This window comes from Enterobacter cloacae complex sp. P15RS, assembly GCF_014895905.1.
In the GTDB taxonomy this organism is placed as follows: Bacteria; Pseudomonadota; Gammaproteobacteria; order Enterobacterales; family Enterobacteriaceae; genus Enterobacter; species Enterobacter quasihormaechei.
In genome coordinates, this window is the sequence record NZ_JADBQL010000017.1 from 1 (window position 1) to 14,646 (window position 14,646).

Annotated in this window: 14 protein-coding genes and 2 tRNA genes; 11 read left to right on the forward strand and 5 right to left on the reverse strand. The window is 57.2% G+C overall.

Annotation, left to right across the window (positions count from 1 at the left end; translation table 11 throughout):
• Window positions 1-48 precede the first annotated feature (48 nt).
• Both IM267_RS11495 and IM267_RS11500 read left to right on the forward strand, forming a co-directional pair.
• A tRNA-Asp gene (locus IM267_RS11495) sits at window positions 49-125 on the forward strand.
• Window positions 126-178: 53 nt separating this feature from the next.
• Window positions 179-254, forward strand: a tRNA-Trp gene (locus IM267_RS11500).
• A gap of 100 nt (window positions 255-354) precedes the next feature.
• Here the strand turns inward: IM267_RS11500 and hdfR are convergent.
• Window positions 355-1,176, reverse strand: a complete 822-nt coding sequence (hdfR, locus tag IM267_RS11505) for an HTH-type transcriptional regulator HdfR (protein ID WP_193033431.1) — start codon at window positions 1,174-1,176, stop codon at window positions 355-357.
• A 118-nt stretch (window positions 1,177-1,294) separates the two neighbouring features.
• Between hdfR and IM267_RS11510 the strand changes: the two genes are divergently transcribed.
• On the forward strand, window positions 1,295-1,633 hold the full coding sequence (locus IM267_RS11510; RefSeq protein WP_006808641.1) for a DUF413 domain-containing protein: 339 nt from the start codon (window positions 1,295-1,297) through the stop codon (window positions 1,631-1,633).
• Window positions 1,634-1,660: 27 nt separating this feature from the next.
• On the opposite strand, the gene IM267_RS11515 is transcribed toward IM267_RS11510, so the two are convergent.
• The gene (locus IM267_RS11515; RefSeq protein WP_193033432.1) at window positions 1,661-3,181 is read right to left on the reverse strand and encodes a YifB family Mg chelatase-like AAA ATPase; all 1,521 of its coding nucleotides are present in this window, start codon (window positions 3,179-3,181) and stop codon (window positions 1,661-1,663) included.
• A 338-nt stretch (window positions 3,182-3,519) separates the two neighbouring features.
• On the opposite strand from IM267_RS11515, the gene ilvL reads away from it, so the two are divergent.
• The 7 genes from ilvL to ilvA all read left to right on the forward strand — a co-directional run bounded on the left by ilvL (window position 3,520) and on the right by ilvA (window position 10,070).
• Window positions 3,520-3,618: an ilv operon leader peptide gene (gene ilvL, locus IM267_RS11520; protein ID WP_001311244.1), complete on the forward strand. Its 99-nt coding sequence runs from the start codon at window positions 3,520-3,522 to the stop codon at window positions 3,616-3,618.
• Between the two features lie 86 nt (window positions 3,619-3,704).
• Window positions 3,705-3,755 (forward strand): peptide IlvX, encoded by a 51-nt coding sequence (ilvX, locus tag IM267_RS11525; RefSeq protein ID WP_166792073.1) that lies wholly within the window; start codon window positions 3,705-3,707, stop codon window positions 3,753-3,755.
• A 2-nt stretch (window positions 3,756-3,757) separates the two neighbouring features.
• A complete protein-coding gene (gene ilvG / locus IM267_RS11530; RefSeq protein ID WP_193033433.1) occupies window positions 3,758-5,404 on the forward strand; it encodes an acetolactate synthase 2 catalytic subunit in 1,647 nt (548 codons plus the stop codon).
• Window positions 5,401-5,664 carry an acetolactate synthase 2 small subunit gene (ilvM, locus tag IM267_RS11535; protein ID WP_003860184.1) on the forward strand — a complete coding sequence of 88 codons (264 nt, stop codon included), beginning with the start codon at window positions 5,401-5,403 and terminating at the stop codon, window positions 5,662-5,664. Before ilvG ends, ilvM begins: the two co-directional genes overlap by 4 nt.
• Window positions 5,665-5,682: 18 nt before the next feature.
• Window positions 5,683-6,612 (forward strand): branched-chain amino acid transaminase, encoded by a 930-nt coding sequence (locus tag IM267_RS11540; RefSeq protein ID WP_193033434.1) that lies wholly within the window; start codon window positions 5,683-5,685, stop codon window positions 6,610-6,612.
• A gap of 60 nt (window positions 6,613-6,672) precedes the next feature.
• A complete protein-coding gene (gene ilvD / locus IM267_RS11545; protein ID WP_028014820.1) occupies window positions 6,673-8,523 on the forward strand; it encodes a dihydroxy-acid dehydratase in 1,851 nt (616 codons plus the stop codon).
• Window positions 8,524-8,525: 2 nt separating this feature from the next.
• Window positions 8,526-10,070 (forward strand): threonine ammonia-lyase, biosynthetic, encoded by a 1,545-nt coding sequence (gene ilvA / locus IM267_RS11550; protein ID WP_193033451.1) that lies wholly within the window; start codon window positions 8,526-8,528, stop codon window positions 10,068-10,070.
• Here the strand turns inward: ilvA and ilvY are convergent.
• A complete protein-coding gene (gene ilvY / locus IM267_RS11555) occupies window positions 10,067-10,957 on the reverse strand; it encodes an HTH-type transcriptional activator IlvY (protein WP_063449990.1) in 891 nt (296 codons plus the stop codon). The two genes, ilvA and ilvY, sit on opposite strands and share 4 nt — an antisense overlap.
• Before the next feature lie 152 nt (window positions 10,958-11,109).
• Between ilvY and ilvC the strand changes: the two genes are divergently transcribed.
• Window positions 11,110-12,585 carry a ketol-acid reductoisomerase gene (ilvC, locus tag IM267_RS11560; protein ID WP_063865878.1) on the forward strand — a complete coding sequence of 492 codons (1,476 nt, stop codon included), beginning with the start codon at window positions 11,110-11,112 and terminating at the stop codon, window positions 12,583-12,585.
• A gap of 38 nt (window positions 12,586-12,623) precedes the next feature.
• Here the strand turns inward: ilvC and trmL are convergent, their stop codons facing one another.
• Both trmL and IM267_RS11570 read right to left on the reverse strand, forming a co-directional pair.
• Window positions 12,624-13,097, reverse strand: coding sequence for a tRNA (uridine(34)/cytosine(34)/5-carboxymethylaminomethyluridine(34)-2'-O)-methyltransferase TrmL (gene trmL, locus IM267_RS11565; RefSeq protein ID WP_022649772.1), 474 nt, complete (start codon window positions 13,095-13,097; stop codon window positions 12,624-12,626).
• 46 nt (window positions 13,098-13,143) lie between these two features.
• Window positions 13,144-14,484 carry an aromatic acid/H+ symport family MFS transporter gene (locus tag IM267_RS11570; RefSeq protein ID WP_193033435.1) on the reverse strand — a complete coding sequence of 447 codons (1,341 nt, stop codon included), beginning with the start codon at window positions 14,482-14,484 and terminating at the stop codon, window positions 13,144-13,146.
• Between the last annotated feature and the right edge of the window lie 162 nt (window positions 14,485-14,646).

Sequence of the window (14,646 nt, forward strand, 5' to 3'; positions counted from 1 at the left end):
TAAGTAGTAAGCCGGTGCATTAATCCGGTGGTTACAGAAGTATTCGGTGGAGCGGTAGTTCAGTCGGTTAGAATACCTGCCTGTCACGCAGGGGGTCGCGGGTTCGAGTCCCGTCCGTTCCGCCACTTATTAAGACATTAAGCCTGCCCTCCCGGCAGGCTTAATGGCAAAAAACTTTAGGGGCGTAGCTCAGTTGGTAGAGCACCGGTCTCCAAAACCGGGTGTCGCGAGTTCGAGTCTCTCCGCCCCTGCCATATAGAATCCTTTGCTTCGGCAAAGGATTTTTTTTTGCCTGCAAAACGGCTGAAATTCCTTCTGAAGACTAAGCAGCCTGCGTCTCCGCAGGCTTTTGCGTTAATCCAGTATGCTGGTTTTTAACAGATCTTTTATCTGCGATTGCTTGTCGCTGTTTTGCAGCCAAATGGCATACAGCGGCCTGGAGAGCGTCGTCGAATCGGTAACAACGTGGAGTGCAGATTTATTATCCGCCCAGCGAACAGGTAGCCACGTGCAACCCTTCAGTGCGGGAAGTTGCTGGCAGGCGATCTCCGCAGAGCTTGTCGTGAGCTGCGGGATATCATCGCTGGCAATTAACCCCGTCTCATGCTGCTGAAAGTCAGGTCCCCATTCCAGGCGTAAATAATTAAGGTCAGCCTTCATCATTGCAGGCTCCGATGCATAGAGCGCCAGACTAAACTGCCCAACAATCTGGCTGCTAAATTCGTCCATCTTGGGGGCTTCTGTGGTGATCAGCAGATCCAGCTGACGCTCGTGGAGTTGCTTAACCAGTGACTGACGTTGCGCAATCCTCGCCTCAAATTGCAGATGATTATATGTACGATATAGCCGCATAAGCCACTGGCTGAGCATGCATTCCCACAGTGATGCGCTGGCACCGATTGAGAATTCATTGTGCCGGGAAGTGTGCGCAACCTCCTTTCGCGCCGCCTGCCAGGTATTCATCAAGGTTTCTGCATACGGCAGCAGTTTTTCACCGGCTGGCGTTAAGCGGATATTGTTGCGATGACGGGTAAAAAGGTTCACACCCAGTTGATTTTCCAGTTGTCGAATACGAAAACTGACTGCTGACTGCGTCAGGTAGAGGGCTTCAGCTGCTCGCCCAAAGTGTCGCGTTCTGCTCACTTCGAGGAAAGTTTTTAGCAATTCCGTATCCACATTTTTCTCCACAAAATTATTTGTCGTTATGATTTAAATGTTTTGTTTTACACTCTGTCAAGCGTAACTAATACTCCGCGCCATAAATAGCTCGGCCAAAGAATTAGGAGCGTGTAGGATGGCGGAAAGCTTTACGACGACTAATCGTTTTTTCGACAATAAACATTATCCGCGCGGGTTCTCTCGTCACGGCGATTTCACTATCAAAGAAGCTCAACTTCTTGAGCGCCATGGTTATGCCTTCAACGAGCTGGATCTGGGTAAACGTGAACCGGCAACCGAAGATGAAAAACAGTTTGTCTCTGTTTGCCGTGGTGAGCGTGAGCCGCAGTCTGATGCAGAACGTGTATGGATCAAGTATATGGCTCGCATCAAGCGTCCTAAGCGTTTCCATACGCTGTCTGGCGGTAAGCCGCAGATGGAAGGTGCAGAAGACTACACCGAGTCTGACGATTAAGAAGAGAAGGGGCTACGGCCCCTTTTTTTACGCCAGCATTTTTTGCAGATGCAGCAGCAGCCGATCGATCGCACGGTAGCTTAATGCCTCCTGCAAATGCCGCCTCTCAATTCCGGGGCAGCCTTCTACGTCGGCGACGGTGCGCGCGACCTTCAACAAACGCTGCCACGCGCGAATGGATAGTCCAAACCGCGTCAGCGTCTCTTCCAGCCAGCCTGCATCTTCGGCATTAAGAGAACAAAACTGTCGGATCCCGGCGTTATCCAGGCGGGCATTCAGCCTGTTCTGTCGAGCATACTGCCGCGCCTGTGCCGCAATAACCCGTTCGCGTACCGCTGCTGAGCTTTCGCCTCTAATACCGCTTTGCCTCAACAGACCGGGCGGTGGCAGGGGGATCTCCAGAGATAAATCAAAACGGTCGAGAAAGGGCCCGGACAGCTTACTCAGATAGCGTAGCGTCTGCTCCGGCGTACAGCGGTTATGGTTACCCTGATAATGGCCCGTTGGGCTAGGGTTCATCGCGGCGACCAGCTGAAACTGCGCAGGGTAGCTTATTTTGGCGCGTGTACGAGAGAGATGGATCTCGCCGGATTCAATCGGCTCCCGCAATGCATCCAGCACGCGGCGTTCAAACTCAGGCAGTTCATCCAGGAACAGAATGCCGTTGTGCGCCAGAGAGATTTCACCCGGCCCGGGAATCGACCCTCCGCCCACCATCGCGGTAAGAGATGCACTGTGGTGCGGCGAGCGGAAAGGGCGGCGGCGCCACTGTTTATGCAACGACGTAGAACTGACCAGGCTAAATATCGCGGCGCTTTCCAGCGCTTCGTGATTATTGAGGGGTGGCAGGAGGCCGTTCAACCTGCTCGCCAGCATCGTTTTCCCCGTGCCTGGCGGACCTATCAGTAACAGGTTATGCCCGCCCGCGGCAGTGATCTCTAACGCCCGCTTACCCTGGTCCTGACCCATAATATCGCTGAGATCCTCAGTTGAATCTGGCGTCTCCTCCTCCTTCTCCTGCGGTTCGGCAAGTTCGTGTCGGCCTTCAAGCCAGGCGCAAACCTCCTGCAAATGTCCCGCTATCAGACACCCCTTTTCGGCGATAAGGCTTACTTCAGAGGCATTTTCATTGGCTACAATGATTTGTCTTCCCGCACGTATGGCTTCAAGCGCACCCGATATTGCACCGGGAACGCCTCTTAACGCGCCTGTAAGCGCTAATTCACCCACGAACTCGCACGAGCTTAGCCCTGTCGTGTTGAGCTGTTCAGAAGCCGCGAGAAGCGCTATAGCAATAGGTAAATCATATCGCCCACCCTCCTTTGGCAAATCAGCGGGTGCCAGGTTGATGGTGATCTTCTTCGCGGGAAAAGCATAACCGCTATTGATAATGGCGCTGCGCACGCGATCCCTCGCCTCTTTAACGGTGGTTTCCGGTAAGCCGACCAGCGTCAATCCGGGCAGGCCATTGCTTAAATGAACCTCTACAGAGATGAGCGGGGCCTTCACTCCGATAGCCGCGCGTGTATAAACAACTGACAGTGACATAAGCCCTCCTTGGCGGTTACTATGCCAGTCTCGTGTTTTTCTGTTTAGCATTGAATTGCTGATTTACGACGCGCGTTCATGCCTTTTAGCAGCAAAATGTAAACGTTACATGGTGGCGGAAGCCGCTTCGCAAAAAATAAATCATGCGTGCCTTGCCTGAAGAATCAGGAAAAAAATGAAAAATCTTCATTTCTATTTTTTCCCTATATAAAACAACGATTTTCAAAGAAATAGTTCGCGTGCTAAAGAAATGGGTCATAAAAAAATCTTGTGTCAGATGAAATATCTGTGGTAACTCTTTAGGTATTCCTTCGAACAAGATGCAAAAAGAACTGAAAATGACAGCCCTTCTACGAGTGATTAGCCTGGTCGTGATTAGCGTGGTGGTGATTATTATCCCACCGTGCGGGGCTGCACTTGGACGAGGAAAGGCTTAAGAATCAAGCCTTAACGAACTAAGACCCCCGCACCGAAAGGTCCGGGGGTTTTTTTATGACTAAAAAACTTAAATGAGGAGCAGAGAATGACGACTAGCACAAAATTCTGTTTCTCCAGATTTATGACGGGGAACTGACTATGAATGGGGCACAATGGGTAGTACATGCGTTGCGCGCGCAGGGAGTTGAAACCGTATTCGGTTATCCGGGTGGCGCAATTATGCCGATTTACGATGCACTGTATGACGGCGGCGTGGAACACCTGTTGTGCCGGCACGAGCAGGGCGCAGCGATGGCCGCCATCGGCTATGCCCGTGCCACCGGTAAAACCGGCGTCTGTATGGCAACCTCGGGCCCTGGCGCAACGAACCTGATTACCGGCCTGGCTGACGCACTGCTCGATTCCGTTCCCGTGGTGGCGATCACCGGCCAAGTGGCCTCACCGTTCATCGGCACCGATGCCTTCCAGGAAGTGGACGTGCTCGGTTTATCGCTGGCCTGTACTAAGCACAGCTTCCTCGTTCAGTCCCTCGAAGAGCTGCCTCGCGTGATGGCCGAAGCGTTCGAGGTTGCCAGCTCTGGCCGTCCTGGCCCGGTTCTGGTGGATATCCCGAAAGATATCCAGGTTGCACCTGGCGATCTGGAGCCGCATTTCTCCACCGTGAAAAGCGACGATGCGTTTCCGCATGCAGACGTTGAAGAGGCACGTCAGATGATGGCGCAGGCGAAGCAGCCGATGCTGTACGTCGGCGGCGGGGTGGGTATGGCGCAGGCTGTTCCGGCGCTTCGCGCGTTCATTGCGACCACGCAAATGCCCGCCACCTGTACCCTGAAAGGCCTGGGCGCAGTCGACGCGGACTACCCGTATTACTTAGGCATGCTGGGAATGCACGGCACCAAAGCGGCAAACCTGGCGGTGCAGGAGTGCGACTTGCTCATCGTCGCAGGCGCCCGTTTCGACGACCGCGTCACCGGCAAGCTGAATACCTTCGCGCCGAATGCCAAAGTGATTCATATGGATATCGATCCGGCGGAGATGAACAAACTGCGTCAGGCGCACGTGGCATTGCAGGGCGATCTTAACGCGCTGTTACCGGCGCTGGAGCAGCCGCTGGATATCAACGCATGGCGTCAGCACACCGCAGACATGCACGCTGAGCATGCCTGGCGTTACGATCACCCAGGCGATGCCATCTACGCGCCGCTGCTGTTGAAGCAGTTGTCCGACCGTAAACCCGCCGACAGCGTGGTGACGACGGATGTGGGCCAGCATCAGATGTGGTCAGCCCAGCACATGACCTACACTCGCCCGGAGAACTTCATCACCTCCAGCGGCTTAGGCACGATGGGCTTTGGCCTGCCGGCAGCCGTAGGTGCACAGGTGGCCCGCCCGAACGATACCGTTATCTGTATCTCCGGTGACGGCTCCTTCATGATGAACGTTCAGGAGCTCGGCACCGTGAAGCGCAAGCAGTTACCGCTGAAGATCGTGTTGCTCGATAACCAGCGTTTAGGGATGGTTCGCCAGTGGCAGCAGCTGTTCTTCCAGGAGCGTTACAGCGAAACAACCCTGACCGATAACCCCGATTTCCTCACCCTGGCCAGCGCCTTCGGCATTCCTGGCCAGCACATCACCCGTAAAGACCAGGTTGAAGCGGCACTCGACACCATGCTGTCAAGCGAAGGGCCATACCTGCTTCATGTCTCAATCGACGAGCTTGAGAACGTCTGGCCGTTGGTACCGCCCGGTGCCAGTAACTCACAAATGCTGGAGAAATTATCATGATGCAACATCAGGTCGCCGTGCAGGCTCGCTTCAACCCGGAAACGTTAGAACGCGTATTGCGCGTGGTCCGTCACCGTGGCTTTCAGATTTGCTCTATGAATATGGAAACGGCCACCGACGCGCAGAACATCAGTATCGAATTAACCGTTGCCAGCCCGCGGCCGGTCGACTTACTGTTTAGTCAGTTATCAAAGCTGGTAGACGTTGCCCATGTTGCCATCTGCCAGAGCACAACCACATCACAACAAATCCGCGCTTAAGCGTGACAGGACGAAAAAATGACGACAAAAAAAGCTGATTACATTTGGTTCAATGGGGAGATGGTTCGCTGGGAAGACGCGAAAGTTCACGTGATGTCCCATGCGCTGCACTACGGTACCTCCGTGTTTGAAGGCATCCGTTGCTACGATTCTCACAAAGGGCCAGTGGTGTTCCGCCATCGCGAACACATGCAGCGTCTGCATGACTCAGCCAAAATTTATCGTTTCCCGGTCTCTCAAAGCGTTGATGAGCTGATGGAAGCCTGCCGCGAAGTGATTCGCCAGAATAAACTGACCAGCGCCTATATTCGTCCGCTGGTCTTCGTGGGTGATGTGGGCATGGGCGTGAACCCGCCGGCCGGTTACAACACTGATATGATCATTGCTGCGTTCCCGTGGGGCGCCTACCTGGGCGCAGAAGCACTGGATCAGGGGATCGACGCAATGGTTTCTTCCTGGAACCGCGTGGCGCCAAACACCATCCCGACCGCCGCTAAAGCGGGCGGTAACTACCTCTCCTCACTGCTGGTCGGCAGCGAAGCGCGCCGCCACGGCTATCAGGAAGGCATCGCCCTCGACGTGAACGGCTACATCTCAGAAGGCGCGGGCGAAAACCTGTTTGAAGTAAAAGACGGCATTCTGTTTACCCCGCCGTTCACCTCTTCCGCGCTGCCGGGCATCACCCGCGACGCCATCATCAAGCTGGCGAAAGATCTGGGTATCGAAGTGCGTGAGCAGGTGCTGTCCCGCGAATCCCTCTACCTGGCAGACGAAGTGTTCATGTCCGGTACCGCGGCTGAAATCACGCCGGTTCGCAGCGTCGACGGTATCCAGGTGGGTGAAGGCCGCTGTGGTCCGGTGACCAAACGCATCCAGCAAGCCTTCTTCGGCCTCTTCACCGGCGAAACAGAAGACAAATACGGCTGGTTGGATCAGGTTAATCACTAAATATAAATGTGGGACGGCACGCACCGTCCCATTAAATAGTCAGACGGGAGTCAATAAAGCATGCCTAAGTATCGTTCAGCCACCACCACCCACGGCCGTAACATGGCGGGTGCCCGCGCATTGTGGCGCGCCACCGGAATGACCGACGCCGATTTCGGCAAGCCAATTATCGCCGTGGTGAACTCCTTCACCCAGTTTGTACCGGGCCACGTGCATCTGCGCGATCTCGGTAAGCTGGTTGCCGAGCAAATCGAAGCCTCCGGCGGCGTGGCGAAAGAGTTCAACACCATTGCGGTGGATGACGGTATCGCAATGGGCCACGGGGGAATGCTCTATTCACTGCCGTCGCGCGAGCTGATCGCCGACTCGGTGGAGTATATGGTCAATGCCCATTGCGCCGATGCGATGGTCTGTATCTCCAACTGCGACAAAATCACCCCGGGGATGCTGATGGCCTCCCTGCGTCTGAACATTCCGGTGATCTTCGTCTCCGGTGGTCCGATGGAGGCGGGTAAAACCAAGCTCTCCGACAAAATCATCAAGCTCGACCTGGTCGATGCGATGATCCAGGGCGCAGACCCGAAAGTCTCTGACGAGCAGAGCGATCAGGTGGAACGCTCCGCGTGCCCGACCTGCGGCTCCTGTTCCGGCATGTTCACGGCCAACTCCATGAACTGCCTGACCGAAGCGCTGGGCCTGTCTCAGCCGGGCAACGGCTCGCTGCTGGCGACCCACGCCGACCGTAAGCAGCTGTTCCTCAACGCCGGTAAACGTATCGTTGAGCTGACCAAACGCTACTACGAGCAGGACGATGCCAGCGCGCTGCCGCGCAATATCGCCAGTAAAGCGGCGTTCGAAAACGCCATGACGCTGGATATCGCCATGGGCGGCTCCACCAACACCGTTCTGCACCTGCTGGCCGCCGCGCAGGAAGCCGAAATCGACTTCACCATGAGCGACATCGACAAGCTCTCCCGCAAAGTGCCGCAGCTGTGTAAAGTCGCGCCGAGTACCCAGAAGTACCACATGGAAGACGTGCACCGTGCGGGTGGCGTCATCGGTATCCTTGGCGAGCTGGATCGCGCCGGGCTGCTGAACCGCGACGTGAAAAACGTCCTTGGCCTGACGCTGCCGGAATCGCTGGATCAATACGATGTAATGCTGACCAAAGACGACGCGGTGAAAAAGATGTTCCGCGCCGGTCCGGCGGGTATTCGCACCACCCAGGCGTTCTCGCAGGATTGCCGCTGGGACACGCTGGACGACGACCGCGCTGAAGGCTGCATCCGCTCGCTGGAGCACGCCTACAGTAAAGACGGTGGTCTGGCCGTGCTGTACGGTAACTTTGCGGAAAACGGCTGCATCGTGAAAACCGCAGGCGTGGACGACAGTATCCTGAAATTCACCGGTCCGGCGAAAGTGTACGAAAGCCAGGACGAGGCGGTAGAGGCCATCCTCGGCGGCAAAGTGGTGGAAGGCGACGTGGTTGTCATTCGCTACGAAGGGCCGAAAGGCGGTCCGGGCATGCAGGAGATGCTCTACCCGACCACCTTCCTGAAATCGATGGGCCTCGGTAAAGCCTGCGCGCTGATCACCGACGGCCGTTTCTCCGGCGGCACGTCTGGTCTCTCCATCGGCCACGTCTCCCCGGAAGCGGCAAGCGGCGGCAACATCGCAATCATCGAAGATGGCGACCTGATCGAAATCGACATTCCGAATCGCGGCATTCAGCTGAAGCTGAGCGATCAGGAGATTGCGGCCCGTCGTGAAGCGCAGGAAGCGCGCGGCGACAAAGCCTGGACGCCGAAAGATCGCCAGCGTGAAGTCTCCTTCGCCCTGCGCGCCTACGCGAGCCTTGCAACCAGTGCAGATAAAGGCGCGGTGCGCGATAAATCTAAACTTGGGGGCTAATGATGGCTGAGTCACAACCCTTATCCGCCGCTCCTGAGGGGGCGGAATATCTGAGAGCGGTGCTACGCGCGCCGGTCTATGAAGCCGTGCAGGTCACGCCCCTGCAAAAAATGGAAAAACTCTCCTCGCGCCTCGACAACGTCATTCTGGTGAAGCGCGAAGACCGCCAGCCGGTGCACAGCTTTAAGCTGCGCGGTGCCTACGCGATGATGGCGGGGCTGACGGACGAGCAGAAAGCGCGCGGCGTCATTACCGCGTCGGCGGGCAACCATGCGCAGGGCGTGGCGTTCTCCTCGGCCCGTTTAGGGCTGAAGGCGCTGATCGTGATGCCGGTTGCCACCGCGGATATCAAAGTCGACGCGGTGCGCGGTTTTGGCGGGGAAGTGCTGCTCCACGGCGCGAATTTTGACGAAGCCAAAGCCAAAGCGATTGAGCTGGCGCAGCAGCAGGGCTTCACCTGGGTGCCGCCGTTCGACCACCCGATGGTGATTGCCGGGCAGGGCACGCTGGCGCTTGAGCTGTTGCAGCAGGATGCCCATCTCGACCGCGTCTTCGTCCCGGTGGGCGGCGGCGGGCTGGCGGCAGGCGTGGCGGTGCTGATCAAACAGCTAATGCCGCAGATCAAGGTGATTGCAGTTGAAGCGGAAGACTCTGCCTGCCTGAAGGCGGCGCTGGACGCCGGATATCCGGTGGATCTGCCGCGCGTCGGGCTGTTTGCCGAGGGCGTGGCGGTGAAGCGCATTGGCGATGAAACGTTCCGTCTGTGCCAGGAGTATCTGGACGATATCGTCACCGTCGACAGCGACGCCATCTGCGCGGCAATGAAAGATCTGTTCGAAGATGTACGTGCGGTGGCGGAGCCGTCCGGCGCGCTGGCGCTGGCGGGTATGAAAAAATACATCGCCCAGCACCACGTCCGCGGCGAGCGTCTGGCGCACGTGCTGTCGGGTGCCAACGTGAACTTCCATGGTCTGCGCTACGTTTCCGAGCGCTGCGAGCTGGGCGAACAGCGTGAAGCGCTGCTGGCAGTGACCATCCCGGAAGAGAAGGGCAGCTTCCTGAAGTTCTGCCAGCTGCTGGGGGGACGCTCGGTAACGGAGTTCAACTACCGCTTTGCCGATGCGAAAGATGCCTGCATTTTTGTCGGCGTGCGTCTGAGCCGGGGCGTGGAGGAGCGCAAAGAGATCCTCAGCCTGCTGCATGAAGGCGGCTACAGCGTGGTCGATCTCTCCGACGATGAAATGGCGAAGCTGCACGTGCGCTATATGGTCGGCGGGCGTCCCTCGAAACCGCTCCAGGAACGCCTGTTCAGCTTCGAGTTCCCGGAATCACCGGGCGCGCTGCTCAAGTTCCTGCACACGCTGGGCACGCACTGGAACATCTCCCTGTTCCACTACCGTAGCCACGGCACCGACTATGGCCGCGTGCTGGCGGCGTTCGAGCTGGGCGAGCACGAGCCGGATTTTGAAACGCGCCTGAACGAGCTGGGCTATGAGTGCCATGACGAAACCCACAACCCGGCGTTCAGGTTCTTTCTGGCAGGCTAGTGGTTCGGCAATATCTTCCAGAACGCATCAATAAGCGGCTCATGCAGCCGCTTTTTTTGCGCACATACGCCAAGCTCAAACGGCGTTTTCTCGTCGCTGCGCTCCAGAATCATCACGCGGTTGCGCACCGGCTCCGGGCTGTTTTCCAGCACCACTTCCGGCAGCAGCGCCACGCCGCAGCCGAGCGCTACCATTGAGACCATCGCCTCATGTCCGCCCACCGTGGCGTAAATCGACGGGTTGCTGATCTTCTGGCGGCGGAACCACAGCTCAATGCGGCGGCGCACCGGGCCCTGATCGGCCATGATAAACGGCACCGTGGACCAGTCCGGTTTCTCAACAGATATCTGATTACGCACCGGGCAGGGCAGCGCCGGAGCAATCAGCACCACCGCCAGATTCTCCAGCATCGAGAACGCCACCGCGCCCGGCAGCGTTTCGGGCTTCCCGGCAATGGCCAGATCCGCTTCGCCCGTCACCACTTTTTCCATGGCGTCGGCGGCATCGCCGGTAGTAAGTTTAATTTCAACCGACGGATGCTCCGCGCGGAAGCGGTCAAGAATGGGAGGAAGATGGCTATAGGCTGCCGTTACGGAGCAGAAAATATGCAGCTCACCAGAGAGCGACGGCCCCTTCTGGTCAATGGTGTGCCGTAGCTGCTGGTACTGCAACAAGGTTTGCTGGGCAAAAACCCGCAGCTCGTCGCCCGCTTCCGTAAGGGTAACGGTACGGTTATCGCGCACGAAAAGCGGCTGGCCGAGGTCTTCCTCAAGGCGCTGGATCTGGCGCGAAAGCGTGGAGGGGCTGACGTGCATCGCCCGGGCGCTGCGGCCAAAGTGACGGCTTTCCGCCAGGTGCAGGAACATTTTTAGATCGCGTAAATCCACCGATTCCACTCCCTCTTTTTTCATTGCAAAAACTGCAATGTGACGTTGTGAATATATCAATTTCCGCAATAAATTTCCTGTTGTAATGTGGGTACATTCTCGCTGAAACGCGAACCGAACAATAAGACACACAACATCACGAGGTATCACCCATGGCTAACTACTTTAATACACTGAACTTGCGCCAGCAGCTGGCGCAGCTGGGCAAATGCCGCTTCATGGCGCGCGATGAATTTGCCGATGGCGCGAGCTACCTTCAGGGTAAAAAAGTGGTCATCGTCGGCTGTGGCGCACAGGGCCTGAACCAGGGCCTGAACATGCGTGACTCCGGGCTGGATATCTCCTACGCCCTGCGCAAAGAAGCGATTGCTGAAAAGCGTGCCTCCTGGCGCAAAGCGACCGAAAACGGCTTTAAGGTGGGTACCTACGAAGAGCTGATCCCGCAGGCGGATCTGGTGGTGAACCTGACGCCGGACAAGCAGCACTCTGACGTTGTGCGTTCCGTACAGCCGCTGATGAAAGACGGCGCCGCGCTGGGTTACTCCCACGGCTTCAACATCGTTGAAGTGGGCGAGCAGATCCGTAAAGACATCACCGTAGTGATGGTGGCGCCGAAGTGCCCGGGTACGGAAGTGCGTGAAGAGTACAAGCGTGGCTTCGGCGTACCGACGCTTATCGCAGTTCACCCGGAAAACGATCCGAAAGGCGAAGGCATGGCGATTGCCAAAGCCTGGGCAGCGGCCACCGGCGGCCACCGTGCGGGCGTGCTGGAATCTTCCTTCGTTGCGGAAGTGAAATCTGACCTGATGGGCGAGCAGACCATTCTGTGCGGCATGCTCCAGGCCGGCTCTCTGCTGTGCTTCGACAAGCTGGTGGAAGAAGGTACCGATCCGGCCTACGCAGAAAAACTGATTCAGTTCGGCTGGGAAACCATCACCGAAGCGCTGAAGCAGGGCGGCATTACGCTGATGATGGACCGTCTGTCCAACCCGGCAAAACTGCGCGCGTTCGCACTCTCTGAACAGCTGAAAACCATCATGGCGCCGCTGTTCCAGAAACACATGGACGACATTATCTCCGGCGAGTTCTCTTCCGGCATGATGGCGGACTGGGCGAATGACGACAAAAAACTGCTGACCTGGCGCGAAGAGACCGGTAAAACCGCGTTCGAAACCGCACCGCAGTACGATGGCAAAATCACCGAGCAGGAGTACTTCGACAAAGGCGTACTGATGATCGCGATGGTGAAAGCAGGCGTTGAGCTGGCGTTCGAAACCATGGTGGATTCCGGCATCATCGAAGAGTCGGCGTACTATGAATCACTGCACGAACTGCCGCTGATTGCGAACACTATCGCCCGTAAGCGTCTGTACGAAATGAACGTGGTGATCTCCGATACCGCCGAGTACGGTAACTACCTGTTCTCTTACGCATGCGTGCCGCTGCTGAAAGAGTTCATGACCACTCTGCAAGCAGGCGATCTGGGCAAAGCGATTGCGGAAGGTGCGGTTGATAACGCGCAGCTGCGTGACGTAAACGAAGCGATTCGCAGCCATGAAATCGAGAAAGTGGGCCAGAAACTGCGCGGCTACATGACCGATATGAAACGCATCGCGGTAGCAGGCTAAATACGACGAATCGGGTGGCGCAAGCCACCCGAAGTGTTTCAGCTACGCAGTATCGCGCCGGGATATCCCAGCTGGCGCCACGCCTCATACACCACCACCGACACCGCATTCGACAGGTTCATGCTGCGGCTGTCCGGCATCATCGGAATACGAATTTTTTGCTCGGCTGGCAGGGCATCCAGAATGGTGGCCGGCAGGCCGCGGGTTTCCGGACCAAACATCAGATAATCCCCGTCCTGATAGCTTACGGCGCTGTGCGCTGGCGTACCTTTGGTGGTCAGGGCGAACATGCGCTGCGGCTTCTCGGCGTCCAGAAACGCGGCGTAATCGTGATGACGAACGACGGCAGTAAACTCATGGTAGTCCAGCCCGGCGCGGCGCAGGCGTTTGTCGTCCCACGTGAAGCCCATCGGCTCAATGATGTGCAGACGAAAACCGGTGTTGGCGCACAGGCGGATGATATTGCCGGTATTGGGTGGGATTTCTGGTTCGAATAAGACGATGTTAAGCATGCTGCCCCCTTAATTGCGGGGGGCAGAATAGCAGAAAAGAGAGGGACTACGCGACGCCCGGTTCCTGTATACGGCAACGCAGCATTTTGTAGCAGGTCGCCGCCGCAGCCACCAGAGCGGGCACGCTGAGGATCATTAAAATACTGTCTGCCTGCCACTGCATGGAAAGAAGCTGGGCGCTGGTCATGGTGCCCGCCACGCCACCGAAGCGGCCGATCCCCTGCATCCAGGCGATACCCGTCGCGCGGCACTCGGTAGGGTAAAAGGTAGCGGCCAGAGTTTGCATGCCCGACTGCGCGCCGTTCATCGCGATCCCCATCAGGAATATCAGCCCGCCAAACATGACAATATGGTTATGCTCAATGCCCAGTAAAAGAATAAGGCCCATCGTCAGCACGAAACCACCCGCGACCACCTTATGCGCTTCCCAGCGGTCCATCATCCAGCCGGCGAGCAGAATGCCTGCGGTACCGCCGAAGGTAAACAGGGAGGTCAGCCAGGCGGACTCCGCCAGCGCATAGCCCATCCCCTGCATCAGCGTCGGCATCCAGCTAAGCAGGACGTAGTAAATGACCAGCCCCATAAAGTAGGTGACCCACAGCATCAGGGTGCCGGGTAGCCAGGGCATGGAAAAAAGCTGCGCCACGCTCCCTTTTTTAGACGGCACCTTTTCTTCCGCCAGGAAAAAGCCCGTGACGCTATCGAGCGTGCTGCGGGCGAACCGGCTGGCGATGCGGCGAACCTGCGCGACGTCTTTCCCGCGCTGCACCAGAAACTTCACCGATTCCGGCAGCAGCAGCGCCAGCAGCACGGTTAAAATCAGCGGCGCAATCGCGCCGGTGAGCAGTACGCTTCGCCAGCCGTGGTGAGGGATAAGCCAGGAAGAGATCGCCCCGCCGCCCGCCGCACCCAGCGGAAAGCCGCAGTACATGGTATTGATCGCCATGGCGCGGCAGCGCTGAGGAGCAAACTCCGAGATCAGCGTGATGGCGTTTGGCATTGCAGCACCCAGCCCGAGGCCCGTCAGAAATCGCCACAGCGTCAGCGTATTCAGGCTTTGCGCCCAGGCCGTACCCAGGCTCGCCAGGCCGAAGAACAGACACGAAAAGACCAGCACGCGCTTGCGTCCCATGCGGTCCGATACCGGACCTGCAATAAGGGCCCCCAGCGACAGCCCCAGCAGCGCCGCACTCAGCACCGGCCCCAAATCCTGTTTATCTATTCCCCACTCCGCCGACAGCGTAGGCGCAATGTAACCCATCGCTGCGGTATCAAACCCATCGATCGCCAGCACCAGAAAGCCCAGCACAATAAGAAGCCAGTGAAACCCTGAAAAGGGGCTTTCATCGATCACCTGCTGAATATCCACCCGACCTGAATACGTCATATGCGCCTCTCCGATGTGATGTTGTTTTTGTGTTCTTGTATTTGCTTGTATATACAATTGCGGAGGGGCAGGGTGTGTCAAATTTTCTTATCCATAATGTTACGTAGGTGTTATTTTCGACAAAAAAAAGCGCCCGAGGGGGAAATCGGGCGCAGGGGAAAG

Bases quoted from the DNA above. Each gene is read 5' to 3' on its own strand.
- IM267_RS11510 (WP_006808641.1), top strand. From the start codon at position 1,295: ATGGCGGAAAGCTTTACGACGACTAATCGTTTTTTCGACAATAAACAT.
- IM267_RS11515 (WP_193033432.1), bottom strand. From the start codon at position 3,181: ATGTCACTGTCAGTTGTTTATACACGCGCGGCTATCGGAGTGAAGGCC.
- ilvL (WP_001311244.1), top strand. From the start codon at position 3,520: ATGACAGCCCTTCTACGAGTGATTAGCCTGGTCGTGATTAGCGTGGTG.
- ilvG (WP_193033433.1), top strand. From the start codon at position 3,758: ATGAATGGGGCACAATGGGTAGTACATGCGTTGCGCGCGCAGGGAGTT.
- ilvM (WP_003860184.1), top strand. From the start codon at position 5,401: ATGATGCAACATCAGGTCGCCGTGCAGGCTCGCTTCAACCCGGAAACG.
- IM267_RS11540 (WP_193033434.1), top strand. From the start codon at position 5,683: ATGACGACAAAAAAAGCTGATTACATTTGGTTCAATGGGGAGATGGTT.
- ilvD (WP_028014820.1), top strand. From the start codon at position 6,673: ATGCCTAAGTATCGTTCAGCCACCACCACCCACGGCCGTAACATGGCG.
- ilvA (WP_193033451.1), top strand. From the start codon at position 8,526: ATGGCTGAGTCACAACCCTTATCCGCCGCTCCTGAGGGGGCGGAATAT.
- ilvC (WP_063865878.1), top strand. From the start codon at position 11,110: ATGGCTAACTACTTTAATACACTGAACTTGCGCCAGCAGCTGGCGCAG.
- trmL (WP_022649772.1), bottom strand. From the start codon at position 13,097: ATGCTTAACATCGTCTTATTCGAACCAGAAATCCCACCCAATACCGGC.
- IM267_RS11570 (WP_193033435.1), bottom strand. From the start codon at position 14,484: ATGACGTATTCAGGTCGGGTGGATATTCAGCAGGTGATCGATGAAAGC.